The sequence below is a fragment of the Mediterraneibacter massiliensis genome, assembly GCF_001487105.1.
In the GTDB taxonomy this organism is placed as follows: domain Bacteria; phylum Bacillota; class Clostridia; order Lachnospirales; family Lachnospiraceae; genus Mediterraneibacter; species Mediterraneibacter massiliensis.
On record NZ_LN913001.1, the window covers coordinates 1,322,497 to 1,348,697 of the forward strand.

Annotated in this window: 23 protein-coding genes; 22 read left to right on the top strand and 1 reads right to left on the bottom strand. The window is 38.7% G+C overall.

What is annotated here, in order from left to right; translation table 11 throughout:
- Positions 1-17 precede the first annotated feature (17 nt).
- The 19 genes from BN3282_RS10575 (at position 18) to BN3282_RS10670 (ending at position 21,840) form a co-directional block, all read left to right on the top strand.
- Positions 18-1,028: a glycosyltransferase family 2 protein gene (locus BN3282_RS10575; RefSeq protein WP_059069013.1), complete on the top strand. Its 1,011-nt coding sequence runs from the start codon at positions 18-20 to the stop codon at positions 1,026-1,028.
- Positions 1,021-2,520 (top strand): O-antigen polysaccharide polymerase Wzy family protein, encoded by a 1,500-nt coding sequence (locus BN3282_RS10580; RefSeq protein WP_059069015.1) that lies wholly within the window; start codon positions 1,021-1,023, stop codon positions 2,518-2,520. The genes BN3282_RS10575 and BN3282_RS10580 overlap by 8 nt, the downstream gene beginning before the upstream one ends.
- Positions 2,521-2,539: 19 nt before the next feature.
- Positions 2,540-4,231, top strand: a complete 1,692-nt coding sequence (locus BN3282_RS10585) for a glycosyltransferase family 39 protein (RefSeq protein ID WP_059069017.1) — start codon at positions 2,540-2,542, stop codon at positions 4,229-4,231.
- A gap of 97 nt (positions 4,232-4,328) precedes the next feature.
- Positions 4,329-5,483, top strand: a complete 1,155-nt coding sequence (locus BN3282_RS10590; RefSeq protein WP_059069018.1) for an ATP-grasp domain-containing protein — start codon at positions 4,329-4,331, stop codon at positions 5,481-5,483.
- Positions 5,480-6,907, top strand: coding sequence for a lipopolysaccharide biosynthesis protein (locus BN3282_RS10595; RefSeq protein ID WP_059069021.1), 1,428 nt, complete (start codon positions 5,480-5,482; stop codon positions 6,905-6,907). Before BN3282_RS10590 ends, BN3282_RS10595 begins: the two co-directional genes overlap by 4 nt.
- A gap of 20 nt (positions 6,908-6,927) precedes the next feature.
- Positions 6,928-8,220: an ATP-binding protein gene (locus BN3282_RS10600; RefSeq protein WP_059069023.1), complete on the top strand. Its 1,293-nt coding sequence runs from the start codon at positions 6,928-6,930 to the stop codon at positions 8,218-8,220.
- 28 nt (positions 8,221-8,248) lie between these two features.
- A complete protein-coding gene (locus BN3282_RS10605; RefSeq protein WP_059069025.1) occupies positions 8,249-9,196 on the top strand; it encodes an aldo/keto reductase family protein in 948 nt (315 codons plus the stop codon).
- A 23-nt stretch (positions 9,197-9,219) separates the two neighbouring features.
- Entirely contained in the window at positions 9,220-10,350 is a 1,131-nt protein-coding gene (aepY, locus tag BN3282_RS10610) for a phosphonopyruvate decarboxylase (RefSeq protein ID WP_059069027.1), read from the top strand.
- Positions 10,351-10,355: 5 nt separating this feature from the next.
- On the top strand, positions 10,356-11,243 hold the full coding sequence (locus tag BN3282_RS10615) for a peptidase (protein WP_205408543.1): 888 nt from the start codon (positions 10,356-10,358) through the stop codon (positions 11,241-11,243).
- Positions 11,244-11,258: 15 nt separating this feature from the next.
- Positions 11,259-12,404: an HpcH/HpaI aldolase/citrate lyase family protein gene (locus BN3282_RS10620; protein ID WP_059069030.1), complete on the top strand. Its 1,146-nt coding sequence runs from the start codon at positions 11,259-11,261 to the stop codon at positions 12,402-12,404.
- A gap of 10 nt (positions 12,405-12,414) precedes the next feature.
- Complete coding sequence (locus BN3282_RS10625) at positions 12,415-12,921, top strand: fumarate hydratase C-terminal domain-containing protein (protein ID WP_059070400.1); 507 nt, start codon at positions 12,415-12,417, stop codon at positions 12,919-12,921.
- Positions 12,922-12,937: 16 nt separating this feature from the next.
- Positions 12,938-13,789 (top strand): fumarate hydratase, encoded by an 852-nt coding sequence (locus BN3282_RS10630; RefSeq protein ID WP_059070402.1) that lies wholly within the window; start codon positions 12,938-12,940, stop codon positions 13,787-13,789.
- Positions 13,790-13,812: 23 nt separating this feature from the next.
- A complete protein-coding gene (locus BN3282_RS10635; protein WP_059069032.1) occupies positions 13,813-15,183 on the top strand; it encodes an MmgE/PrpD family protein in 1,371 nt (456 codons plus the stop codon).
- A gap of 17 nt (positions 15,184-15,200) precedes the next feature.
- Positions 15,201-16,166 carry a glycosyltransferase family 2 protein gene (locus tag BN3282_RS10640; RefSeq protein ID WP_059069033.1) on the top strand — a complete coding sequence of 322 codons (966 nt, stop codon included), beginning with the start codon at positions 15,201-15,203 and terminating at the stop codon, positions 16,164-16,166.
- Positions 16,167-16,177: 11 nt separating this feature from the next.
- On the top strand, positions 16,178-17,926 hold the full coding sequence (locus BN3282_RS10645) for a hypothetical protein (protein WP_059069035.1): 1,749 nt from the start codon (positions 16,178-16,180) through the stop codon (positions 17,924-17,926).
- 31 nt (positions 17,927-17,957) lie between these two features.
- A complete protein-coding gene (gene rffA, locus BN3282_RS10650; RefSeq protein WP_059069037.1) occupies positions 17,958-19,091 on the top strand; it encodes a dTDP-4-amino-4,6-dideoxygalactose transaminase in 1,134 nt (377 codons plus the stop codon).
- A gap of 9 nt (positions 19,092-19,100) precedes the next feature.
- Positions 19,101-20,177 carry a dTDP-glucose 4,6-dehydratase gene (gene rfbB / locus BN3282_RS10655; protein ID WP_059069039.1) on the top strand — a complete coding sequence of 359 codons (1,077 nt, stop codon included), beginning with the start codon at positions 19,101-19,103 and terminating at the stop codon, positions 20,175-20,177.
- Positions 20,178-20,189: 12 nt separating this feature from the next.
- Positions 20,190-21,059 (top strand): glucose-1-phosphate thymidylyltransferase RfbA, encoded by an 870-nt coding sequence (gene rfbA / locus BN3282_RS10660; protein ID WP_059069040.1) that lies wholly within the window; start codon positions 20,190-20,192, stop codon positions 21,057-21,059.
- A gap of 433 nt (positions 21,060-21,492) precedes the next feature.
- A complete protein-coding gene (locus BN3282_RS10670) occupies positions 21,493-21,840 on the top strand; it encodes a hypothetical protein (protein ID WP_059069044.1) in 348 nt (115 codons plus the stop codon).
- A 407-nt stretch (positions 21,841-22,247) separates the two neighbouring features.
- Here BN3282_RS10670 and BN3282_RS10675 read toward each other — a convergent pair whose 3' ends face one another.
- Positions 22,248-22,730 carry a sporulation initiation factor Spo0A C-terminal domain-containing protein gene (locus tag BN3282_RS10675; RefSeq protein ID WP_059069046.1) on the bottom strand — a complete coding sequence of 161 codons (483 nt, stop codon included), beginning with the start codon at positions 22,728-22,730 and terminating at the stop codon, positions 22,248-22,250.
- A gap of 279 nt (positions 22,731-23,009) precedes the next feature.
- Here BN3282_RS10675 and BN3282_RS10680 point away from each other — a divergent pair, with 279 nt between their 5' ends.
- Genes BN3282_RS10680 through BN3282_RS10690 form a run of 3 tightly spaced genes read left to right on the top strand, consistent with a single transcriptional unit; the run spans position 23,010 to position 26,194 of the window.
- Entirely contained in the window at positions 23,010-24,098 is a 1,089-nt protein-coding gene (locus BN3282_RS10680) for a glycosyltransferase family 4 protein (RefSeq protein WP_059069048.1), read from the top strand.
- Between the two features lie 12 nt (positions 24,099-24,110).
- Entirely contained in the window at positions 24,111-25,229 is a 1,119-nt protein-coding gene (locus BN3282_RS10685) for a glycosyltransferase family 1 protein (protein WP_059069051.1), read from the top strand.
- Entirely contained in the window at positions 25,229-26,194 is a 966-nt protein-coding gene (locus BN3282_RS10690; protein ID WP_059069053.1) for a glycosyltransferase family 2 protein, read from the top strand. The genes BN3282_RS10685 and BN3282_RS10690 overlap by 1 nt, the downstream gene beginning before the upstream one ends.
- Positions 26,195-26,201: the final 7 nt, after the last annotated feature.

Here is a 26,201-nt window from a genome sequence, read left to right on the forward strand (position 1 = left end):
AAAAATGGGGAAAGATAATGTTAGTTTCGTTTTGTGTAATTGCTTATAATGAAGAAAAGGCAATAAAATCATTGTTTCAAGATATACGAGAGCAAGATTATCCTCATGGGGAAATGGAAATCATTTTGGTAAATGCAATGTCTACTGACAAAACGCGGGAGTTAATGGAGCAGTTTGCAGAAGAGAAGAATGGTTTTCGAAGAGTTGTTATTTTGGATAATGAAAAAAAGATTCAGGCAGCGGGATGGAATATAGCTATCAGGGCGGCTAAGGGCGATATCATCATGCGGATCGATGCCCATACGATGATACCGAAAGAGTTTGTCTCGAAAAACGTACAGTGTATCCAGACAGGAGAGGACGTATCAGGGGGGCCTCGTCCAAATATATCGGAGGAAGACACACCTTGGAGACATACATTATTATTGGCAGAGTCGTCTATGTTTGGAAGCAGTATTGCGCCATACAGGAAGGGGCATCATAAGACATATGTCAAATCTGTCTTTCATGGTGCTTATCGAAAAGAAGTGTTCCAAAAAGCAGGATTGTTTAATGAAAATCTTGGCAGGACGGAGGACAACGAAATGCATTATCGTATCCGGAAAGCCGGTTATAGGATTTGCTATAGTCCGGAAATCGTATCCTATCAAAATATTCGGAATTCCTGGTCAAAGATGTTGAAACAAAAATACGGAAATGGATATTGGATAGGATTAACGTTAGGTGTGTGTCCGCAATGTTTTTCATTTTATCATTTTGTCCCCCTGCTGTTTATTCTTTCTATCTTGCTTACAGTGATTGGAGCGGCAGTCGGATGCGCAGTACCCTTTTGTATTTTATCCATCGTATATCTAATAGTGAATTTGCTTATGTCGCTGTTAGCAATAAAAAAGCAGAAATTTTATTGCCAATATCTTGTGCTGCCCGTTATTTTTTTCTCTCTTCACATAGCATATGGTTTCGGGACACTGGTGGGTATTATAAAGATGCCGTTTTGGCGTAAAAAAGTGAGGGAGAAAAATGAATAAATTGAAGTATTATATGGGGAAAATTCCATGCAAGCAAAATGTAGGGGTATTGTTTTTAGGCATCATCAGTTTGGCTGTATGGAGTATCGGACTTTTAAAAAAAGATTTTAATATAGCATTGGTCGGGCTTTTACTGTTATATGGAATTAATGTATTATATGGTATAAAAAATTTTTCCAAAAGTTTTTTATATTTGTTTATGCAAATTACTATATTTACTTTTTTATTGTCACGTTCTTTTATTGGGTTGTGTAGAGGAACAGAATGGTGGAATACGGCTTCTCAGGCAAAAGAAAATATCTGGTTTGCATTAAAATTGCTGTTTTTGACAGAAACAGCGCTGTTAGTGGGAAGTAATCTTGCTGACAGGATATATAGAACAAAGAAGGCGATCAATAAAAAACATGAAGATACAAGCAACATGGCGGAGGCAATGCGTATTGTGTCGTTCATGATTTTTTTGGTTTCCATGTTTTTTTATCTATTAGAGCAGTTTGAACCGGTGCTTGCGATCGGAACAGGAAATTATTTAGAGTATTATACGAATTTTACCAGTAAGCTGCCAGGTATCGTTCATACAGCGGCTTCTTTTATGAAATATAGTTTATGTATTTTTTTGGCTACGTTGCCTTCGAAAAAAATGGCGATCATGCCGTTGATATTGTATGTATTTTCAACTTTGCCGTCTCTTTTGATAGGAGTCAGAAATCCATTTGTATTAAGTCTGTTTTTTGCTTTATCATATTTCCTGTTAAGAGATTATCTTGTAGATGACAAAAAATGGATAGGAAAAGTAGAAAAAGGAATCATCATCATATGTACCCCTTTATTAATGCTGTTTATGGTTGTATATGCCTCTGTCAGAAGTGGAGCAGGGATAAAAATAGGAAATTTTTTGGGGATGATTTCTGAATTTTTTTACAGTCAGGGAGTTTCTTTTGATGTTTTATGCATTGGCTATGGATATACCTCAGGGTTAAAAAATTTAAAACCAGTCAACTATACTTTTGGCGGGATCATTGATTATTTGTACAGAGGATCCGTCGGACAGACTATTTTTCATACAGAACCTCTTACTTCTTATAATAGTATTTTTAATGCGGAAAACAGCAACAGTCTGTCTCATGCATTATCCTATTTGAGCATGAAAGATCAGTATCTGGAGGGAAGAGGAAGAGGGTCCAGTTATCTTCTTGAAGTGGCAACAGACTTTGGTTTTATCGGTGTGTTTATTTTTAGTGTACTGCTAGGTGCTCTTCTGCTGTATATGGTATACGGATTCGGTAAAAAGATGCTGGTCAATACGATTATTTTGGCTTGCCTTCAGAATATCTTTTTTATACCTCGGGCAGAGGCAACCGGCTGGCTGACATTTATCGTGACATTGCAATTTTGGATGTGTGTAGCAGGGTGCTATTTTTGCGTGTATTGGTGGCAAAAATGGAAACTGTCAGAATGGTTCAAAGATCATGTGAAAAGAAGGAGAAAATAGAAATATAGGAGTATGGATCATGAAGCAATGTTATGAGAAAAACAAAAGAAAAATTGATTTGATATTATGGGGGATTTTTATAGCTTGGTTCTGGTTTTTTATTTATAAAGGAATAGATGTTACGGATCAGGGGTTTTATTTGACAAAATATAAATATTATTTTGATCCTGAAGTAAACATAAAAGGCTTTGGTACATTTTTTACAGATTTATTAGGAGGAATCATTTATACGATTTTTCCTTCGCATCAGGCATTTGTGTTATCGGTGCTCAGTTGGCTGTTATATTTGTGCAGTGGAATTATGATTTATTGTACCTGGAAGAAATATGTATCTTCAGGTCTGCTCATCCTATCTGTATTGACAGGTTCTTTGTTTTCAATGACATTATCACATATCATGAATTATAATGCTACGTCTATGTTTATCCAGGTTATGGCGCTTTGCTGTTTGTTCAAAGGGTTGGAAGAAGAGAAAACAAGTAAGATTGCTATTTCCGGGCTTCTTATAGGGATCAATACATTTTTTAGACTGCCAAATATATTAGAAGCCTGTTTTGGACTTGCGGTTTTTTGGTACTACATTCCAGGAAAGAAAAAAATAAAAGAAGGCTTCCAGGCATGCTGTGCTTTTTTAGGCGGAGTGTTTGGAGGCTGGAGCATCGGAGGCATTACGGCAATCGTAATTTTAGGAAAGGAGTCAGTCCTTTCCTATTTATTGCGTACGACGAATACATTGCAGGGAAATGAAACAAGCCATGGGGCAGGAAATATTTTATCAAAACTGTATATGGGCGGAATAGAGGGAATAAAGGATTGGATCAGATACGGCTATATTTTAATTCCACTTTTGGTTTTATGGTTTATATATGAAAGTAAGAGGGATGAAAGCAAAACACAAGAAAAGAGGAGAGTATATCTGGGAGTAAATTGCATCATCGTTGGATATGCAATTTATGTAGGAATGAAAGTAGAAGTTTTACGTTTCCTGCAAATGTTTGGCATTTTTATGATAATACTGCTGATGTTTGGCATCGTATATTTTTATAAAAAGAAGGTGGTTCTCAGTTCGCTGTGTATGGCAGCGTTGCTTGCAGAGTGTGTGTTGCCTATAGGAACCGATAATGGATGGATGTACTTTTTATTGTTTATGATGTTTCCATTTTCCTGTTGTTTTATCATCGCAGGAAATATCGAGACAAAAAAGCTGAAAAAAGTCGTCTGCATATTAGTGGCAGGAATAGCTGGTCTGACGATCTGCCAGGGGATACAATATGGAACTACGTATGTTTATCGAGACAGTGAAAATAAATTTCTGACACAGAAGGTACAGGCAAGAGAGTACGGTTTTATCCATACATCAAAAGAACGTGCTCAGTATATTGATGAGTTGGAGAGAGAATTAGATTCTTTGGATAATAAATATTTATTGGCGTTAGGAGATTTTAATATCGGATGTGTCATATCGGATATGAAACCATATTTGGATAAAGTGTGGGTGGATCTGGAGAGCTATCCGGAAGAACAATTTAATATAGATTTAAAAAAGAGTTTAAAAGAAAAGGGGGAACCGGTCATATTGCTGGCTGATATAGATAAAAATGGTGTATATAGAAGCCAAGAAAAATATGATAAAATTATAGAACTGATAGAACAAAGGAATTATAAACTGCATTATGATAACGGATGGTATCAGATTTTTGTTCCGGATTAAAAATCGAAAATAGAGAATAAAAATAAGTGTAGACAAAATAAAGAAAAGCATTAAAATAGAAAGTGGAATATAAAATTTGATCAGATAAAGGAGAAGTATGAAACAAAAGATTGTTATTATAGGGGCAAATAGTTTTCAAAACAGATTGATTTTGCGCGCAAAAGAATTAGGGTATGAGACGCATGTATTTGCATGGAAATGTGGAGATATTGGCGAAAGAACAGCCGATTATTATTATCCTCTTGATATAACTAAAAAAGAAGAAATTTTGGAAGTATGCAGAGAAATTCGACCAGCAGCGGTTTTATCAATTGCTTCAGATCTGGCGGTGCTGACTGTAAATTATGTTGCAAGAAATTTAAATTTACCGGCCAATCCGGAAATCTGTGATTTGATCGCAACCAATAAGTATGAAATGCGTAAGGCTTTACAAGAAGGCGGGCTTTCTACGCCAAAATTTGCGAAAGTAAAAGCAGACGAAAATAAATTGCCGGAAGAATTGAAATATCCAGTGATCGTAAAGCCTACAGATCGTTCCGGAAGCAGAGGAATCACCAAAGTATCTCAAAGAGAAGGAATAGAGAAAGCGCTCATTTCAGCTACGCGCGAATCTTTTGAAAAGGCAGCTATCGTAGAGGAGTTTTTAGAAGGAAAAGAATATAGTTGTGAATGTATCTCTTTTGAAGGAAAACATCAATTCCTTGCATTTACAGAAAAATTTACAACCGGAGCACCTCATTATATCGAAATTGGACATATTCAGCCAGCTGATATTCCAGAAAATATGCAGGAGAAAATTAAGCAAATTGTTTTTGCGGCATTAGAGGCATTAAAGATCCAAAATGGAGCTACACATACGGAATTTAAAATAGACAAACAAGGCGTTGTTAGAATTATAGAAATCGGTGCTCGTATGGGTGGAGACTGCATTGGTTCTGATCTGGTTCAATTATCAACAGGTCAGGATTATATGAAGATGGTCATAGATGTAGCACAAGGAAATGTTCCGGTATTTCAAAAAAAGACATATAAGAAGTATGCAGCGATTCGTTTCATAATGCAGCAAAGTGACTTGGAAATTTTTGAAAAGATAAAAGAACGTAAAGAATTTAGCGTTGTTTTAAGTGAAATAGATAAAGAGACAATAGGAAAAAAAGTATCAGACAGTTCAAGCAGACATGGATATTTTATAGTTGCAGGAGAAAACTATAAGGAACTAAAAAAAGCTTTATTTGGAGTAATACATGAATGAAAAGGGCAGATAGAGATGGAGAATTGAATAATCTTGCGCTAAAGGCAGGATTTTTTTATGTATTGACGCAGCTTATTGTAAGAGGGATTACATTTATTACAACACCTATATATACGCGGTTAGTCAGTACAGAGCAATATGGTCAATTAAGAGTGTACGAGTCCTGGCTATTGATTTTAGTCCCCTTGATGTCATTGGGATTATACCGTAGTTTAGAAAAGGCAAAGATAGATTTCGGGGATAAATATGATGAATATGTATCTTCCGTACAATCTCTGTCTTATATTAGTATTAGTGTATTTGCACTTTTCTTTCTTATACTATATAAGCCGATTTCTACGTTTCTGGGAATGAATGTATTCTTGTTTACTGTAATGTTCCTTTATATTTTCAGTTATACAAGTACCTTGTTTTACCAGAGGCGGGAAAAGCAGAAGATGCAGTATAAAAACGTTACGTTAATCACAACGCTTACTATGCTGCCGGCTACCTTGCTTTCTATAGCGTTATTGTATTTAGGAAATCAATGGGGATATGAAAAATATTTGGTAGAACTGCGAGTAGGAGGGTATTATTTTTCGCAAATTCTCGTAGGTTTTTTCTTAATGTTCCTTATTTATCGACAAGGAAAACTTTTATATAAAAAAAGTTATTGGAAATATGGACTTTTATACAGCCTCCCGTTGATTCCGGAACAAATTTCTATCCAAATCATGAATCAGTCAGACAAGATTATGATCCAAAAAATGGTTGGAGCAGAAAGCGCCGGAATATTTGCATTGGGAACAACGATATCGTTTATTATGTGGGTAATAGAAGATTCGGTCTGGAATGCCTGGCAGCCCTGGCTTTATGAAAAAATTGCAAGAAAAGAAGAGAGGGACGTAGAGAAGCCCTGGCTTCGTATTGCGATTATCTTTGGTATTATGACAATTTTGATCGTCATAGTAGCGCCGGAAGCAATTCTGATCTTAGGCGGCAAGGAATATAGTATGGCGCGTTATTTGGTAGCGCCCATGCTGGTAGGTACATTGTTCCGCTTTTTTAGCTATATATATAGTGCTATGCAGAATTATTATATGAAAACCCAATATGTGGCGGGGGGAACAATTTTCGCCATGATATTAAATGTTATACTCAATTATGTTTGTATTATTCAATGGGGATATCAGGCAGCAGCATATACGACAGCGTTTAGCTATTTTATGCTTATGTTAGTACAGGGAGTATTAGAAAAAAGAGTTACCGGAGATCGGATAATCCCTTTGTGGAAAATGTTGGTTATTTCTCTTGCCATTTTAGTTCTATCGATAGGAGCAATGCATATGTTTTCCGTAAACTGGATAGTCAGATGGTGCATAGCATGTATCATAGGGGTCGTTTTATTATTGACACAAATACCAAATTTGAAAAAGCATGAGTAAGAAAATAGGAGGATGATATAATGGAAAAAGAGCAAAAACGGTTGTTGGTATTAGGCGGAGGCGCTGCTGCTTTAGATGTGGTGTTAGAAGCTAAGAAATTGGGATATTATGTTATTGCCACAGATTATCTGCAGGGAGGAGCCGCAAAAGAAAAAGCAGATAAAAGTTACCAGATCAGCACGGCAGATATAGAAGAATTGAAAAAATTGATCGAGAAAGAAAAGATAGACGGGGTTTTCTGCGGACCAAGTGAGTTTAATATCATAAATGTAATGAAGTTATGCAAAGCCAGCGGGTTAAGATTTTATGCATCGGAGGAGCAGTGGGATACGTGCGCAAACAAGAGCAGTTATAAGCAGATGTGCAACACATTTAAAGTTCCTTGCGCTCCGGAATTTGATATAGCTGACAGAGCAAATATAAAATATCCGGTTATTGTAAAACCAGTAGATGGAAATAGTTCAAGAGGAATCACAGTATGCAGTAAGGAAGATGAACTGGAAGACGCATACACAAGGGCATTAAAAGCTTCGGAGAGTAAAAAAGCGCTTGTAGAAAAATTCGTGGAGAGTGAAGGAATTGGCTTCAATGTGCGGTATATTGCGAATAAAGGTGAGATTTATCTCGTATTAACGGGAGATACATATACCGTAGCGGAAAAGGAAAAAGAGGGGTTGATCAACGCTGTAGGAATTTATCCATCTAAATATACGCAATATTATATAGAAAATATAGATGAAAATGTTAAACGAATGTTTAAAGCAGAAAAAATTGAAAATGCCACATTTTTTATGCAGGCACTGGTGGAGGATGAAATATATTTTCACGAGATGGGACTTCGGTTAAGCGGCGGTTTGTTATATAAGTTAGTGGAACCATTGACCGGAGTAAATGATATGAAAATGATGATTCGCTATGCAGTAGAGGGAGAATTTGCTACCCAGGAAGAAATACAGAAAATAGATCCTTACATGGGAGGGAAAAAGGCATGTATTTTTAACATTCCATTGAAAGTGGGTACAATCGCAGAAATTGATGGTATTCAAAAAATAAAAGACAGTATTCAATTGGAGGCATTAGACACTTACTATAAAATAGGAGATGAGATCAAGCCGCAGTATATTGGGACGATACAGCAACATTTTGGCAGATTTAAGTTCATAGCGGATTCAGAAGAAGAGATTATAGAAAAAATAGACTTCATCCAGAGAAATTTAGATATAAAAGATATGGACGGCAAGGATATGATATATAAATATTTTGATACAGCAAGAATTAAAAAGGCAGGATATTTGTTAAATAATAAGAGATAAAAAAGGAAAGAAAACGAGGTTGAATAATATGAAGTTGATATTGGGAACAATGACTTTTGGACAACAGGTAGAAAAAGAAATTGCTAAAGAAATGTGTACAATGTTTTTGAGTAAGGGCTTTCATGAAGTAGATACAGCTTATGTGTATAATGATGGAAAGTGTGAAAAAATGATAGGTGAGATCCTTCCGGCATTAGAAGCGTATGACGTACAGCTTGCTACAAAAGTCAATCCTAGAGTTACAGGAAGACTGGATAAAGAAGCAGTAGATATGCAGATTAAAGAATCTTTAGAGCGGATGAACGTGACGAAAGTAGATACATTGTATTTGCATTTCCCGGATTATAATACTCCGATAGAGAGTGCGTTGGAGGCAGTAAATAGCTGGTATGAAAAGAAAACTTTTAAGCGGTTGGGATTGAGCAATTTTCCGGCATGGCTTGTGATAGATGTATTGGCTAAATGTGAAAAAAACGGATGGGTAAAGCCCTCTGTTTATGAGGGACTGTACAATGTACTGGGCAGAAATGTGGAACGAGAATTGTTTGATGCTCTTCATGCCTATCATATAAGCTTTCATGCATACAATCCATTGGCAGGGGGACTGCTGACAGGAAAATATAAAGGGTACGAAACTGCACCGGAGGCAGGAAGATTCAAGTGCCGACCTACTTACCATAAACGGTATTGGAAGAAATCTTATTTTGATGCAGTAAAAGTAATACAGAATGCCTGTGACGAGCATGGGATCAGCATCGTAACAGCTGCTATAAAGTGGCTTGCTTATCATTCTGAGTTGAAAGTTGAAAACGGAGATGGTATTATTATGGGAGCGTCCAGCTGTTTACAGCTTGAACAAAACATAAATGGATTAAATGGGGATAAACTGCCGGAAGCTGTCGTTAATGCAATGGAAGAAGCATGGGAATTATGCAAGGCAGATTCCCCGGAATATTTCAGATATTATGGAGTGTAGTCTTTTACGAGGAGAAAAAGAAAATGATACAACCAGAAAAATTTGTAGAGGTATTAGAAGAAAATGGAATAGGATTTTATACAGGGGTTCCAGATTCATTTTTACATTCCTTTTGTTCGTATCTCCAGCAGACAAAAGGGGAAAAAGAAAATATAATTGCGGCAAATGAAGGAAATGCGGTTGCCATTGCTGCTGGATACTATTTATCAGAACAAAAAGTTCCTTTAGTATATATGCAGAACTCAGGAATAGGCAATGCAATCAACCCGTTGGTATCTCTTGTAGACAAAAGCGTATACGGAATTCCGATGGTTTTGTTAGTAGGATGGCGGGGAGAACCGGGAATTGGCGATCATGAACAGCATATGGTACAAGGAAAGACAACGAAAGCTATGTTTGAAACAGTTGGTATACCGGTTGCAGTATTGGAGGATAATGAAGAAACAATGACGGAGGTTACGGCTTCTGTGGTAGAGAAAGCTGTCAGAGAAAAAAGAGCGGTAGCACTTATTGTGAAAAAAGGAGTATTTACAGGCGTCAAAAAGAAAATAACAGATACTAGTTATCCAATGAGCAGAGAAGACGCTATCCGTATTATTTTAGAGACGCTTCCTAAAGATACAATATATACGGCAACGACAGGACGGGCAACGCGAGAATTATATATTGTAAGAGAAGAGAGGGGAGAAAGTCATGAATGTGACTTTTTAAATGTAGGTTCTATGGGACATGCTTCTTCTGTGGCACTTGGAATTGCATTATCCCATGCAGATAGAAAAGTGGTCTGTTTGGACGGGGATGGAGCAGCGATTATGCACATGGGAGCATTTGCGATTATAGGGGAAAAACCGGTTCCTAATTTGCTTCACATTGTTTTAAATAATGGAGCTCATGAGTCAGTAGGCGGGCAGCCGTCCGCAGGAAGAAGCGTGGATTTTGCGAAAGTTGCAGAAGGATGTGGGTATGAAAAGGCAGTACGTGTAGCTACGAGCGAAGAGTTAAAAAGAGCATTGACAGAAATGCGGGCAGACCGTCAGGCTTTATTTATAGAAGTACGTATTCGTGCAGGTATGCGAGATACATTAGGACCGCTGAAAGCTTCATTAAAAGAGGATATAAAAAAACTTATGGAAGAACTAAAAGAAAGGAAATAAAAGCCATGTTAGAGACGAGAGAATTTTTAAAGAAAATTGGACTGCCGGAAGGAGATTTATACGCACTTCCAGACTCTGAAAAGAGATTTGAAGACGGAGGGCAGTATCGTTTAGAGGTACCCGGGATACAAGGTCCTGGAACAATGCGTGCCTTATTGGAAAGTTTAGATGAATATGGAGTGTTTATTCATCGTGTGACGCAGACAAAAGGTATCATGATGCTTATGGATGAAGAGATTCAAGAAATGGTAGATCTGGCAAAGAAATGGTCTGTAGAATTAGTTTTGGCAATTGGTCCAAGAGCAACTTTGGATACAAGTGCATCTGTACATACCCCTGAAGGGCAACGGATGGGGTATAGGCTGCGCGGACAGGAACAGATTGTGCGGGCGGCAGAGGATGTGAAACGTGCTGCTCGTTTAGGTTGCCGAAGTTTTCTTGTGTATGATGAAGGATGTCTTTGGCTTCTAAATGAGATGAGAAAGGCAGGAGAAATTCCTGCAGACTGCAAATTTAAGGTATCTGCTCATATGGGACATGGAAATCCCTGTTCTGCTAAATTATTGGAGAGTATTGGGGCAGATTCTATCAATCCGGTTCGTGATATCCAGCTTCAAATGCTGTCGGCAATGCGGGCTGCTGTAGATGTTCCCATAGATATTCATACAGAAAATCCGGCTTCGTCAGGCGGCTTTATCCGTCACTATGAAGTGCCGGAGATGATACGTATTGCGGCTCCTATATATCTGAAAACGGGAGGGTCTGTTGCGAAGACGCATAGCTGGGAAACGTCTAAAGAAGATGCGAAAAAGCGCGCAAAGCAGATTATGCTTGTAAAGCGTGTAATAAAAGAGTATTATCCAGAAGCAGTTATGTCGCCAAAACGTGTATAATAGCGGGGGGATCGTATGAGACATCAAAAATATAATCCAGAGTTTGTGTTTCAAAAAGCTCCGGAAGAGTTTAATAAATATACAAAGTTGGATATGTTGAAGTACTGCCTGGGAGCAACTATGTATATGCCAGGAACAAAAGATTTTACAGAAAAAATATTAAGAAATGCGATACCGGGCCTGACTTCTATGGTTATGTGTTTTGAGGATGCATGTCCGGAAGAGCAGGTGGAAGAAGCGGAGACAAATACTTTAAGTATGCTGGATAGGATTAGTACAGCATTAGAAAACGGAGAAATTACGTATGAAAATATTCCGTTGATTTTTTGCCGTGTAAGAAATATTGAGCAGTTTAAAAGATTTGGAGAAAAACTTACTAAGAAACAGATTAAAGTCTTAGCAGGGATTAATTTCCCTAAGTTTAATACTTTGAATGGCTGGGAGTATTTTTCCTATTTAAAAAGTCTAAATGAAAAGTTTTCTGAAGTTATTTATGGTATGCCTATTATTGAGGACGAGACAGTAGCATTTCGAGAAACAAGAGTAGGAGAGTTGTTGGGAATCAAGAAAATTTTAGATAGTTATAAAAGTATTGTGTTACAAGTGAGGGTAGGAGCAACAGATTTTTCATCTGCATTCGGCGTAAGAAGAGGAATTGACTACACCATTTATGATATTATGCCAGTAAGGGACTGCCTGTCTGATATTTTGAATGTTTTTTCTAGAAATAATGAGTATGTAGTATCAGGTCCTGTATGGGAATATTTTAGAGCCAGTAAAGAAATGATGTTTGAAGATCTGCCGGAACATGATATTCAAGATTCCTTGCTAAAACGTGTACCGATATTTAATGATGCGGTTGATGGCCTATTACGGGAAGTGATCTTGGATAAAGCAAATGGTTTCATAGGCAGAACCGTTATACATCCTACACATATTAAATTCGTGAATGCAATGCAGGCTGTAACGTTGGAAGAATATGAAGATGCCTGCCAGATTTTAAATACGGATGGCGGTGTTATCAAAAGTCATAATGCAAATAAAATGAATGAAATTGCGCCTCATACCAATTGGGCAGAAAAAATATATATGAGAGCAAAAGTATATGGTGTTATAAAGGATGGAACAGAGTATTTGAAACTTTTTTCGGTCAATGAATGAGGGAATGAAAATGCGGAAAATAAATACACCAATTAGTCAGGATATAATAGATAGTCTTTGTGTGGGAGATAAAATTTGTCTGTCAGGATATATATTCTGTGGACGAGACGCAGTACTTCCGAAGTTAGTTAAAATGGGAAAAGAGGCAGTGTCAGAAAAATTGGGAATTGATCTGACTGGAAGTGTGATCTTTCATACGGCAGTGAGTCCGGCAGGAGTTGGACCGACCTCGAGCAACAAATTAGAGATAGAATCCAGTATAGGACCGTTAGCCTCTATGGGGGTGAAAATTCATTTGGGAAAAGGTGCGATTCGGCAGGAGACAATAGATACACTCAATACATATCATTCTGTGTTCGCTGTGATCCCTCCTGTAACGGCATTGCTAAAAAGTAAAACCTTAGAACAGAAAGTTATAGCATTTGAGGAAGAGGGGATGGAGGCTTTTCATATGTTAAAGGTTTGTGAAATTCCTGCAATTATAGCAGCGGCACATGGTAAATCCATATATTTTTAAAGGTAGAGAGTTGAGTATGTTAAAAGCAGAGGAAATCAAAGAAAAAATAAGCAATACAATTATTTTGGCTGGGTCAACATTCCGGCAAGACAAAATAGCAGCGTATCAACGGGCGATAGCGGAAGAAAAGAATGAAAATAGTAAGTGGGTGCTAGAAACGATTCTGGAGAATGCACTTGCGGCAGAAAAAGCTAAAAGTCCTCTTTGCGATGACACGGGTATCCCCCATGTTTTTATTGAAATTGGAAAAAATAGAAGTATGACGGGTGAAATGCTGGAAATTATTATGGAAGGAATAGAAGATGGGTTAGAGAAACTTCCGGGGCGTCCTATGGCGATTTGTGGAAACGACAGTGAGAGAATTTCGCAGGCGGGAAGATTGAGTCCGAATCCGGGAGCTGTGTTGCCTGCTCCTTATTTGATAAAACAGGTAGAGGAAGATGTTTTGCGTGTGCATATTATCATGCAGGGCGGCGGACCAGCGATTCGAGCCACGACCTATAGAGTTTTCCATAAACATAGTGTAGATGTAGTAGCAGAAGAAATTATAAGCCGCGCTTCAGAAGCTGTGAAACAGTTGGGGTGTACACCGTGTACGCTTGCCGTAGGAGTCGGGCGCTCTCATTTTGAAGCAGCCTCTCTGATGATGGAAGCACAAGTGTATGGCACTTATGACAGACAAAATGAGTTGGAAAAGAAAATTACGGATGGTGTAAATAAAGGTGATATAGGTCCGTTAGGATTAGGAGGAAAAAGTGTGTTGGCCACATTTTTAAAGGTCGGACCACAGAGAGCCAGTGGAGTGCGGATTGTTTGTATCCGTCCATGCTGTTGCTTTGAACCAAGAATCAGCAGTGTTGAGTTATAAAAGGGGTTGGGAAGGGACAAAAGATGTCAATAACAAAAACGTTAAGCAAATTTATTTACGAATTAGAATATTCTGATTTGTCTGCACAGGTTATAGAAACGACAAAATTGTATATAGCGGATTATTATGCAGCATTGGCAGCAGGAATATGGATCAATAAGGAATTTAATGAAAAAGTGACAAGGCTTATACTTGATACAGGCGGAGTAAAAGAAGCTTCGGTATTTATGACAACAAAGAAAATACCAGTGGAGCAGGCAGCCTTTTTGAATGCATTGTATGCGCATGGTGCTGATATGGATGATGGAAATCGGAAAGCTATGGGACATACGGCAGTCTCTGTGATGTCTGCAGTATTTGCGATAGCAGAAAAATCGGAAGCATCAGGTCAGGATATTATTACTGCAATTAATGCGGGGTATGAAGTGTGTAATCGCGTTGCTGCGGCAGCACAGCCTGGGTTGGCTCATAGAGGCTTTCACTCTACAGGAACGGCGGGGGCCTTAGGGGCGGCAGCCGCATGTGCAAAACTTATGAAACTTAATGAAAAAGAGATATATTCTGCCATTTCATTGGCAGCAGTACAGTCAAGTGGATTGATTTTAGTATCAGAAAGCGGCCAGTGCTGTAAGCCGATTAACCCGGCTAATGCAGCAAAAACAGGAGTTTTTTCTGCAAAATTAGCAGAGCTTGGTATCGACACTCCAAAAAAACCACTAGAGAGTGATAAAGGATGGCTGCATGCAATGTCCGAGCATGTAGATATAAAGGAAATTACAGAAACTCTTGGGAAAATATATACAATAGCTGAAAGTTATTTGAAATTATATCCTGCTTGCCGACATACACACTGTGTTATTGATGCGGCATTGGCATTGAGAAAGCATATTTGTGAAAAACAATTTGTGGATAAAATAGAAAAGATTGATATTAGCATATATGAAAACGCAATTCGGTATACCGGAACTATAAAATATCCTAAATCAAGTGGAGAAGCGAAATTTTCTTTATATTATGCCTTTGCTAAAGCATTTTTAGTGGGAAGGTATGGATTTGATGAAATAGAAGAACCTGTAATTTCTGTAGAGGAAAAAGCATTGATCGATAAAATAAATCTTATTCCAGATAATACATATGAAGATAAAAGAAGGGGAATAAGAGGCGCAAAGGTTGTATTAACAACAACAGATGGAAAAGTATTTGAAGAAGTAGTTACTATACCAAAAGGGGAGGCAGGCAACCCTGTTTTTTGGGAAGAAATAGGGCTGAAAGTAAAAACCTGTTTTGCTAAAGAACCAGCTATAAACTATAAAAATGTAATAAAATATATACAAAATTTTGAAAAATTACAAAAATATCATTCTATTAATGAATGTCTTATTTATATTGATTAAGGAGGAAGAATGGGAAAATGTTAATATCGATTGCAATTCCATGCTATCGTTCCGAAAAGACAATTAGAATGGTAGTAGAAGAAATTCAGACTGCATTTTCAATGAGAGCGGAGTACGAATACGAAATTATTTTGGTAAATGATGGGTCTCCGGATAATACGTTTAAAGTGATTGAACAGTTATGCCGAGAGGACAATAGGATTACAGGTGTAAATTTATCACAGAATTTTGGACAGAGCAGCGCGAAAATGGCAGCTGTTCCATATGTGCATGGAGATGTTATGATTACAATGGATGATGATGGACAGCATCCGGCGGAAGGTATTTTTGATCTGGCAGAGAAAATACAGGAAGGCTATGACATGGTTTATGCGTATTTTCCGCATAAAAAACATTCTTTGTTTAAAAGAGTGACAAGTTGGATGAATAGTTTTTTGCTGTCATTAATGAAAGTGAAAGATAAGGATGTTCATGTATCTAGTTTTGTAGCATACAGTGCATTTGCTATTAAAATGATTAAAAACAGCAGAAGCCCAGTTAACGCATTATCCAGTTATGTACGCAGGTTGACGAAAAAAATAACGGATATAGAAATGGAGCATAAAGAAAGAATAAGCGGAAAAAGTAACTATACACTAGGAAAATTATTCCGGCTGTGGAAAAATGGAATTACAAGTTTTAGTACAAAGGCATTGGGATTATCCATTTATTTAGGAGTAGGTTGTGCAATAGCAGGTTTCGGGTATGCAATCTTTATTTTTATCAAGAAACTGCTCCATCCAAGTATGCTGATAGGATATGCGTCTAATATGATCGTTATGTTGGTATTGAGCGGAATTATTATGATACTGCTCGGAATTATCGGCGAATATTTAGGTAAAATATTTTTGATTATGGTGAGACTTCCGAATTATCAGGTCAGGGATGAAATTCTCAACAAGTATTGTACGAAATATGAAAATAATGTTTATAAAAATAAATAAGTGAGGTAGATATGGAAAAAGAAAGTGATAAGTCTGCCAGAAGAAAAAGTTTCTTATATGAGACAGAGATAGGACGTTTTCTGGCTGCCGGAGTTATAATTGCCATATTGATGCTTATTATATATCGTATTTTTCCTGTACAGTTTGAAACAAATGATGACAGCTCTATGATGAATATATTGTCGGGAAGGCAGACAGGAAATCCAGAAGTAGGGACAATTTATTCTAATATTGTCAGAGATTATGGAATTAGTTTTTTGTATAAGATTTTTCCTGGCTTCAGTTGGTATACAATAACTACAATTTTACTTTTATACTTTGCGAATGTTATAATTTTAAAAACGATATTTCGTATTTTTGTAAGTAAGGGATGGACGCTTTGGAAAGGAACTTTATTCTATTTAGTATTTTACTTTTTGTGTATCCATTATAGCATTGTATTTATACAGTTTACTACTTTGGCGGGAATCTTAGGAGCGGCAGCAATCGCATTGATTACGGGAACTTATTTAAATGAGTCTAAAGCTATACGGATAATAGATGGCATATTGGCGATATTATTAATATTTGTTTCTTATATTACAAGACCATTGGCTGGAAAAGTTGTGTTGGTCTGCAGCATTTTTGCGATGCTGATCAAGCTGTTTTGTTCCACAAAAAAAAGTTGGAAACAAAAGGGGATACTGTATAGTACAATATTTATGAGTGCAATCATATTGATAGCCGGCGCTTCCGCTATACATCAAAAATATTATGGTGCTGCTGAGTGGAAAGCATATCGAGAATATAATGCGCAGCGGGCGCAGTTCTGCGATTATCCCAGACTTTCTTATGAAGAAGGCCGAAGTATTTATGAGAAAGCTGGATGGAGTGAAGAACTATATGAGCTGGTAAATGGCTGGTTTTTTATGGATAAAGCAGTCACTAAAGAAAATTTTCAAATTATAAATGAAGCATATGTAGCAGAACAAAATAGCTTGAAAAATCAGATTATTTCTGGGATTATCACTTTACAGCAATTCCTAATTAGTAATAAACTTGCATTTTATACATTTTTTGGTAGTGTTGTATGTCTGTTAGGAATTACTGCAATAGTGTGCGTAAAAAAAGAACGACGACATTTATTATGGATTTTCAGCGGAATGTTATTGGGAGGCGGACTACTTTTTTATTTATCTTTTAAAGGAAGAATATTAATAAGAGTATATTTATTGTGTTTAGTTCCGTTATTATGTCTTCTTGTTCTACAGATGTTGCTTATGTGCAGCAAAAATTGTAAAATAGAAAAAAGAATAATATTGGGAGTGCTGTGTATATGTGGTATTTTTGCATTTGCAAATATAAAAGAAGTGAATAAGAAAATGCAGGATCCACTACTTGTTAAAGAGATACAGGAAAAGGCTGTTTTGGATGAGTATTGCGCATCACATCCGGATAATTTGTATATTTACGCATTGTCTGTTGTTAGCTCCCGGTATAGTCCGTGGGAAAATGAAAATAGAAATACTACGCTGAATTATTTTTCATGGGGGGGCGCAACCATGTTCTCTCCGATATATTATGAAAGGTTAGAAGCAAATGGACTTTCAGAGTTATATGCAGATAAATTTTTTGAAGATAATGTGTATTTTGTGAATAATGATAATGCCATATTAAATTCTTTAATAAATTATCTTAGTAAAACATACGATTGTACTGTTAAATATGAAATTGTAGAAAAAGTGGCAGACTGTTCAGTTATAAAATTTTCATGCGAGTAATGAAGATTTTAGAAAGGAAGCGAAAGAGAAAATGATACCATTTAATATCCCACCATACGTAGGGAAGGAAGAAGCGTATATAAAAGAAGCGATCCAAGCAGGCAAGATCTGCGGAGACGGGAATTTTACGAAGAAATGCAGCCAGTGGATGGAAGAAAGTACAGGAAGTAAAAAAGTGCTGCTGACTACCTCCTGCACACATGCGACAGAGATGGCAGCGCTTCTCTGTGATATCCAGCCCGGCGATGAAGTGATCATGCCTTCTTATACGTTTGTTTCAACAGCGGACGCTTTTGTGATGCGGGGCGGCATTCCGGTTTTTGTGGATATCCGTCCGGATACGATGAATATAGATGAAAATCTTATCGAGGAAGCGATCACGGACAAGACAAAGGCAATAGTTCCTGTCCATTATGCGGGAGTCTCCTGTGAAATGGATAAGATTATGGAGATTGCTGAGAAACATCATCTTTTTGTCATCGAAGACGCGGCTCAGGGAGTTATGAGTACGTATAAGGGACAGGCTTTGGGAACGATAGGAGATTACGGATGTTATAGCTTCCATGAGACGAAGAACTATAGTATGGGAGAAGGCGGAGCTCTCTTGATCCGGGATGAAGAGAATATAGAGGCAGCAGAGATCATCCGGGAGAAGGGGACGAACAGGAGCCAGTTTTTCAGAGGAATGGTGGATAAATACACTTGGGTAGAAAAAGGATCTTCTTATCTTCCAAGTGAATTGAACGCGGCTTATCTGTATGCACAGCTAGAGCAGGCGGATAAGATAAATGCCCGGCGGCGTTCTATTTACAGCATGTATCATGAGCAGCTGAAGGAGCTGGAAGAAGCCGGATATCTGGAGCTTCCGTTTGTGCCGGAAAATTGCGAGCACAATGCCCATATGTTTTATATCAAGGTGAAAGATCTGGACGAGAGGACAAGGTTGATTTCTTATCTGAAGGAAAGGGAGATTACGGCTTCTTTTCATTACATTCCGCTCCATACAGCACCGGCAGGCAAGAAATATGGCCGTTTTTCAGGTGAAGACAGGTTTACTACGAAGGAAAGTGAACGATTGCTGCGTCTTCCTATGTACTATAGTCTAAAAGACAGTGAAGTAGAGCAGACAGCAGAAACAATCAAGCGGTTTTGGAAAGAAAAATAGGAGAGTGCTATGAGAACATATTTAGTGACAGGCGGGGCTGGATTTATCGGTTCAAATTATATTCATTACATGTTTCAAAAATATGGAGAGGAGATCCGCATCATCAATGTGGATAAACTGACTTACGCAGGGAATCTGGAGAACCTAAAAGAAGTAGAGAAAAGAGAAAATTATATTTTTTATAAAGCAGATGTCTGTGATTCAGAGGCAATACGCGCGATTTTCAAGCAGTATGAAATCGACCGTGTCGTGCATTTTGCAGCGGAAAGCCATGTAGACCGCAGTATAAAGAATCCGGAGATTTTCGTACGGACCAATGTACTGGGAACGCTTGTCATGCTGAATGCAGCGAAGGAGTCATGGGAACTGCCGGACGGGACATTTAAAGAGGGCAAGAGATTCCTTCATGTATCTACCGATGAAGTATATGGTTCTCTGGGAGAAACAGGATATTTTTATGAAGATACCCCGTATGCGCCGCATAGTCCCTATTCTGCCAGCAAGGCATCTTCTGACATGCTTGTGAAATCCTACATGGATACATACGGGTTCCCGGCAAATATCACGAATTGCAGCAATAATTACGGTCCTTATCAGTTCCCGGAAAAATTGATCCCGCTTATGATACATAACGCATTGTCAGGAAAAAAGCTGCCGGTATACGGAGACGGACTCAATGTCCGGGATTGGCTGTATGTGGAAGATCATGCCAAAGGGATCGATATGGTACAGGAAAAGGGAAGGCTTTTTGAAACCTATAATATAGGCGGGCATAACGAAAAGACGAATATAGATATCGTCCATATTATTCTGGAAACATTGTTGGAATACCTGCCGGAACAAGATTCCAGAAGGAAAAATATCAGGAAAGATCTGATCACATTTGTAGAAGACAGGAAAGGGCATGACAAAAGATACGCCATTGCACCGGACAAGATCAGTCAGGAATTAGGGTGGTATCCGGAGACATGTTTTGCAGAAGGGATCAAGAAAACGATCCGCTGGTATTTGGAACATGAAGAGTGGGTAGACAATGTGACAAGCGGAGAGTACCAGAAGTATTATAAGGAAATGTATCAAGTCTAGGAGGAAACAGATATGAAGGGAATCATTTTGGCAGGAGGTTCAGGAACTCGTCTATATCCGCTTACATATGCGGTTTCAAAGCAGATTTTGCCGGTGTATGACAAACCGATGATTTATTATCCATTGTCGACTCTAATGCTTGCCGGTATCCAGGATATTTTGATCATCTCCACCCCACGGGATGTCCCCGTTTTTCAAGAACTATTAGGAGATGGTTCCCGTTTTGGACTGTCCATTTCCTATGCTGTACAGGAGGAACCACGAGGTCTGGCAGAGGCGTTTATCATAGGAGAAACCTTTATCGGACAAGATAGAGTGGCCTTGGTTTTGGGAGACAATATCTTTTATGGACAGAGTTTTTCTGACATATTGAAAAAAGTCGTACAGCGGCAAGAGGGAGCCACTATTTTCGGATATTACGTGAAAAATCCAAAAGCATACGGCGTTGTAGAGTTTGATGAGGACTATAAGGTGCGCTCCATCGAGGAAAAGCCGGCAAAGCCCAAATCCAATTATGCGGTACCGGGACTTTATTTCTATGATAATCAAGTGATCGATATTGCCAAAAATGTGAAGCCGTCAGCCAGAGGGGAACTGGAGATCACAAGTGTAAATAATGTGTATTTACAGCAGGATCAGTTAAAAGTAAAACTGTTAGGAAGAGGCTTTGCCTGGCTGGATACGGGGACGCCGGAAGCTCTGATCGATGCGGCGGATTTTGTGGCGGCTTTTCAGAACAGACAGGGACTGTATATTTCGTGCATTGAAGAGATTGCTTACAGGCGTGGATTTATCGATAGAGAGCAGCTGCTCAAGTTGGCGGAGCCGATTGAAAAGACAGCATATGGGCAGTATCTTTTAGATATTGCGGAAGGGCTGTAATAGGCAGTAGAAGGGGAGTTCCCCACGGTTAAAGATACTGCGCAAAACAAGATGTACCCATGTTTATACATTACCAGTTATTACGGCATGCTATCAGCCGACTTTCGAAATAAATTTTAAAATCAAGGGCACTGAAAAACTCTCGTTTTTTTGCGAGAGTTTTTCTTTCTTCTATAAAGTATAATGCCTCTTTTCTTCTAGATGTAAATGGTAGTTCGTCAAGAGTTTTTGGGGAATTTTTTAAGGGAAAATTATGAAACAATTCTATAACACACATATCGAAGTTTTTCAAACTGATCGGCCTCTTGATCGCTGCCTTAATCGCAGTCGGAGTGGTATTCGATGCGGCTGGTGTGAAAGATGTGCTTTTGGAACTGTTTATTGGACGGCATATATCATACTATACTCTTAATGAAAACAAGGAGGCGATGAAATGAGTACTATCGAAATGGTTATTCAGAAATTAGGGTATAATAAATCAGAAAAATTATTCTATTTATCTGATGTGGATAAATGTACTGATTTATCATGGCACGATAGAAGAGTGTTGCTCGAATTGGCTCCTTATGCTGCTTATATTGTAGATGGCAGTGTATTTACAATTTTTTTTGATGATTTAAATAGTCGGGCTAATCTAGATATCCACGGGAAAATATGGAATGCACAAATGCCGGTTGTTATCTCTGATGAAGGTAGCTTCATTAAAATCTATAATGGGAAGAGTATGATTGTAGAAGCTGACAGAAAATCAGATTGCGAGATATTGTTGCATATGATTTGAGTCAGTGTAATGAAAAGAACGCATTTTCGTATTGGAATGTGACTAATAGTTTGTCACTAGACCTTTATGAAAAAAGCATGGATAAAAAGAATTTAAATGAATTTTTAACTTGCAGAAAACAGAAGTGTGGCAGAAAGTTATAAATGTATTTATCAAATACAGTCGGGTGAGGCAGAGTTACGTCATATATTTTCTGATTATTCAAGTATTATGTAAAGTTGATGTAACTGGCCTTAAATCTTCTGGAGTGTTGCCGTTCATCAGCGGAGAAAATATAAATCTCCCACAGAAACCAGCGTTTTTAACAGTTGATATTCTGTGGGAGATTTTTCTTTTTGTCGGAAATGCAGTTGAAAAGATAGTATTTTCATACTGCCGGTCAGTACTTATCATGAGCTGCCTGTTTTTTAAGATCTGTCTGGTGCATGTGGGTCTGTTTTTTTGCATGATCTGTCCGATATTCCAATATTCTTATAGAACTCATCCAGCCATTTACAATACTGTTTAGAAATTGGACAAGTAAGAGGAAAATCATACTGTTCGCTTATCCCGCTGTATAAAGCAGAAATATACTCATACAGACATCGGAAAAACTGCTTATTTGTGGGTTTCTGCTTTTTCTGCGATTTTTTGAAAATGATCTCTAATAGTTCTTCATTGCCGGAAACCCATATAGAACTGACGACAGACCGGATATTTTTTTCGACACAATTCCAACTTGTATCGTAAAATAGAGCGATATCGACATACAGAGATTTTGTGATCAGATTTATACGTCTCGCATCATCCATGATCAGTAACATACCATATATAATGTAATCATATCCCGTACATGTGTTGCTGGCGCCCAGACAATCCAGGAGTCGGCTGATACAGTGTTTGCAATTCAATGACAATATCCCCCAATCCTTTTATAATCTCCGCTAACTATATTAAATTGGAAAATTATAGAAAACAATAGGGATTATTCGACTATTTTCGTAAATGCCCAATAGCGCACATTTATTTTCAATTTAGCAATTTTCGTTACTCAATGGGATACAATTATTCAAAAAAAGCAGATTGCATTGACGTAAGCGTTTATTTCTGCGTATAATAGGAAGGGAAACAGACAAAATGAGTCTGTTTTTGTAAAACCAAGTTGATAAAGCAAAAAACATGAGGATAACATGAAGAAGATATGTTTTGTAAATTATGATATGACAGTAACCGGGGGCGTTGAACAGGTGACAACTTCACTTGCCAATGCCTTCTGTAATGATTATGAGGTATATATATTTGCGATTTTCGGGAAAGATGGTAAAGTACCTTATCATTTAGATAAGCGGATCCATTACCATGCGGAATTAAAATGGGACTGCCGGATACGCAGGCGGATCACAAGATGCTTTCACCCCTTTAAAGCATATATAAAGATGAATCAGATAGATATTGTATTTTTGATGGAGAATCATCCGGCTCTTACGGTATCGCCGGTCCGCTTCTTTACTAGAGCGAAGTTTGTCTTCTGTGACCATGGTGCTTTGATCAACGAAGCGGAGAAAAGGGATATTACGCTGTTTCGGTTTTGGGCGGCCTTGATCTCACATCGTACGGTGACATTGACCGAACAGAACCGGCAGGATTATATAAAAAAGTTTCATATCAGGCCGAAGAAGATACAAAGTATCTATAACTGGATCGCACCGGAAGTGCTGGAATGTCGGCAGGAATATGACCGTATGTCCAAAAAGATTATTACAGTAGGGCGGTTCAGCGAAGAAAAAGGCTACGATATGCTTGTCGAGGTCGCAAAAAGGGTGCTGACTGTACATCCAGACTGGGAATGGCATCTGTATGGGACAGGAGATACGCTGGAGGATATACAGGGTAAGGTGGAAAAATGTCATCTGACTTCACAGGTGATCTTCAAAGGAAATGTACAGCAGGTATACAGACAGTTTAAAGAGTATGCGTTCCTTGTCCTTACGTCTTACAGAGAAGGACTGCCCCTTGTACTTTTAGAGGCAAAGGCATGCGGACTGCCAATGGTAAGTTTTGACGTGATGACCGGTCCGAGAGAGATCATTGAAGAAGGCAAAGACGGGTATCTGATCCCGCCGTATGATCTGGATAAGATGGCGCAGCGGATCGAAGAACTGATGTTGGATGAAGAAAAGAGAGCCGCATTTTCCTCCTGTACGCAGGAAGGTATACAGCTCTTTGAAAAAGAACAGATATACAGACAGTGGCAGGCGCTGATTGAAGAATTGACATAGATAGGAGAAGCGATGAAAGTATTACAAGTAGGGTTATCTTTTAATCCGGGCGGAATCGAGAGTTTTGTGATGACATATTACCGGCAGATGAGAAAGATGGGAGTACAGTTTGATTTTATCAGTATGTTTCCCCATCTCGCCTATGAGGAAGAAATTCTTTCGCTGGGCGGGAAGGTGTTCCATACAAGAGACGCCAGAAAACATCCTTTTGCCTTTCATACAGAATTGCGGAAAATCTTGCAGGCAGGGAAGTATGACGTGGTACATGTCAACATGCTTTCCGCGGCAAATATTGTTCCATTGGTGACGGCCAGACAGGAGAAGGTCCCGGTCGTCGCCGCGCACTCTCATAATTCGTCTACGCCGGGTATTGTACGTAATATGCTGCACAGGATCAACAAAAGCTGGATCCCAAGATATGCGTCCATGTATTTCGCATGCAGTGAAGTGGCTGGACATTGGTTGTTTTCGGACAGGATCGTAGAGGGGGAGAAGTTTCATTTGATCCACAATGCCTTGCATATGGAAAAATTCCGATTTTGTGAAGCAGTCCGGGAAGAAGTCAGAAAAGAGTTGGAGTTAGAAGGAAAATTCGTAGTAGGGCATGTGGGAAGATTTGAAGAACAGAAAAATCATCTGTTTTTGCTGGAAATATTTAAAGAAGTAGCAAAGATGCGGGAGGAGGCCGTACTTTTGCTGATCGGCGACGGAGAACTGAAAAATGCGGTTCAGGAAAAGGCAAAGGAGTACGGTCTGGAGGAGAAGGTGCGTTTCCTGGGGATACGCCAGGATGTGGACAGGCTGTGGAAGGCAATGGACGTTTTTGTCCTGCCGTCCTTGTTTGAAGGACTTCCGATCGTTGCGCTGGAAGCGCAGGCTTCCGGTGTATATAGTATTATGGCAGATACGATCACAAAGGAAGTAAAACTGACAGACCGTGTGGAATTCCTTTCTTTAGAAGAGGAAAAGGAAAAGTGGCGAGACGCCATTCTTTCGGCGGAAAAGTCTGCACAAAAAGAGACATACAATGCTGTGATAAAGAAGCAGTTCTGTGAAGCCGGGTATGATATCGAGAGTGCGGCACAGACATTGCTGACGTATTATGAAAGTGGAAAGAAGGAGGCTGTGTGATGGCAGAGATCAGTGTGATCGTACCGGTGTATAAAGTAGAGCCATATTTGCATAAATGTGTGGATTCTATTCTGGAGCAGAGTTTTTCGGATATACAGGTGATCCTGGTGGATGATGGGAGCCCGGACAGTTGTGGGGATATTTGTGAAGAATATGCCCAGAAAGACACACGGGTACAAGTTGTGCATAAGGAAAATGGAGGACTTAGTGACGCCAGAAATGCGGGGATCGCCTATACAGAAGGCAACTATGTGATTTTTCTGGACAGTGATGACTATATTGAGAGAGATATGTTGGAATATTTGTATACAAATATCAAAACGGCAGATGCAGATATGGCAACATGCGGTATTTACGAGGTGTATAAAGACAGAATAGAGGCACAGGAAGAAACGCCGGGGTTTGTGTGCACCGGAGAGGAAGCGTTTCGCTGCATTTTGCAGGGACATACCATCCGCGGAGAGATATGGAATAAGCTCATCAAAAAGGAGTGTATGGAAGATCTGCGTTTCCCGAAAGGAAGACTGTATGAGGATATTTATTATACCGTAGATCTGATGCAGCGGATAAAGAAAGTGGCAGTCGGGACAAAGCCAAAGTATTATTATCTGCACAGAGAGGACAGTATTACGGGAAGGGCGTACAGACCGCAGCTGTTTGATATTATTGACGGCTATACAAAGAATTACCAGGTGGTAAAGAAGGCGTTTCCAAGTCTGGAGAGAGAGGCGCAGTGTCTGTGGATATGGTCCAGATTTATTGTATTGGACAAGATGCTGTTGGAAGAGGAGTATAAGAAGCTGGACGGCTATAAAGAACTGAAGCGTTTTATCAAGCGCCATCTGTTTGTGATCATGAAGAATCCTTATTTTCAGAAGAAACGGAAATTGTCAGCCTGGATCTTATTTTTGAATATAGGTGTGTACAGGCGGCTGGTATTTATCAGTGAAGAGAAGAAAAAGTAAAAGGAGA

Bases quoted from the DNA above. Each gene is read 5' to 3' on its own strand.
- BN3282_RS10645 (WP_059069035.1), top strand. From the start codon at position 16,178: ATGGAAAAAGAAAGTGATAAGTCTGCCAGAAGAAAAAGTTTCTTATAT.
- BN3282_RS10605 (WP_059069025.1), top strand. From the start codon at position 8,249: ATGAAGTTGATATTGGGAACAATGACTTTTGGACAACAGGTAGAAAAA.
- BN3282_RS10620 (WP_059069030.1), top strand. From the start codon at position 11,259: ATGAGACATCAAAAATATAATCCAGAGTTTGTGTTTCAAAAAGCTCCG.
- BN3282_RS10615 (WP_205408543.1), top strand. From the start codon at position 10,356: ATGTTAGAGACGAGAGAATTTTTAAAGAAAATTGGACTGCCGGAAGGA.
- rffA (WP_059069037.1), top strand. From the start codon at position 17,958: ATGATACCATTTAATATCCCACCATACGTAGGGAAGGAAGAAGCGTAT.
- BN3282_RS10680 (WP_059069048.1), top strand. From the start codon at position 23,010: ATGAAGAAGATATGTTTTGTAAATTATGATATGACAGTAACCGGGGGC.
- BN3282_RS10690 (WP_059069053.1), top strand. From the start codon at position 25,229: ATGGCAGAGATCAGTGTGATCGTACCGGTGTATAAAGTAGAGCCATAT.
- rfbA (WP_059069040.1), top strand. From the start codon at position 20,190: ATGAAGGGAATCATTTTGGCAGGAGGTTCAGGAACTCGTCTATATCCG.
- BN3282_RS10595 (WP_059069021.1), top strand. From the start codon at position 5,480: ATGAAAAGGGCAGATAGAGATGGAGAATTGAATAATCTTGCGCTAAAG.
- BN3282_RS10635 (WP_059069032.1), top strand. From the start codon at position 13,813: ATGTCAATAACAAAAACGTTAAGCAAATTTATTTACGAATTAGAATAT.
- BN3282_RS10590 (WP_059069018.1), top strand. From the start codon at position 4,329: ATGAAACAAAAGATTGTTATTATAGGGGCAAATAGTTTTCAAAACAGA.
- rfbB (WP_059069039.1), top strand. From the start codon at position 19,101: ATGAGAACATATTTAGTGACAGGCGGGGCTGGATTTATCGGTTCAAAT.
- BN3282_RS10630 (WP_059070402.1), top strand. From the start codon at position 12,938: ATGTTAAAAGCAGAGGAAATCAAAGAAAAAATAAGCAATACAATTATT.
- BN3282_RS10670 (WP_059069044.1), top strand. From the start codon at position 21,493: ATGAGTACTATCGAAATGGTTATTCAGAAATTAGGGTATAATAAATCA.
- BN3282_RS10685 (WP_059069051.1), top strand. From the start codon at position 24,111: ATGAAAGTATTACAAGTAGGGTTATCTTTTAATCCGGGCGGAATCGAG.
- BN3282_RS10585 (WP_059069017.1), top strand. From the start codon at position 2,540: ATGAAGCAATGTTATGAGAAAAACAAAAGAAAAATTGATTTGATATTA.
- BN3282_RS10640 (WP_059069033.1), top strand. From the start codon at position 15,201: ATGTTAATATCGATTGCAATTCCATGCTATCGTTCCGAAAAGACAATT.
- BN3282_RS10580 (WP_059069015.1), top strand. From the start codon at position 1,021: ATGAATAAATTGAAGTATTATATGGGGAAAATTCCATGCAAGCAAAAT.
- BN3282_RS10600 (WP_059069023.1), top strand. From the start codon at position 6,928: ATGGAAAAAGAGCAAAAACGGTTGTTGGTATTAGGCGGAGGCGCTGCT.
- BN3282_RS10625 (WP_059070400.1), top strand. From the start codon at position 12,415: ATGCGGAAAATAAATACACCAATTAGTCAGGATATAATAGATAGTCTT.
- aepY (WP_059069027.1), top strand. From the start codon at position 9,220: ATGATACAACCAGAAAAATTTGTAGAGGTATTAGAAGAAAATGGAATA.
- BN3282_RS10575 (WP_059069013.1), top strand. From the start codon at position 18: ATGTTAGTTTCGTTTTGTGTAATTGCTTATAATGAAGAAAAGGCAATA.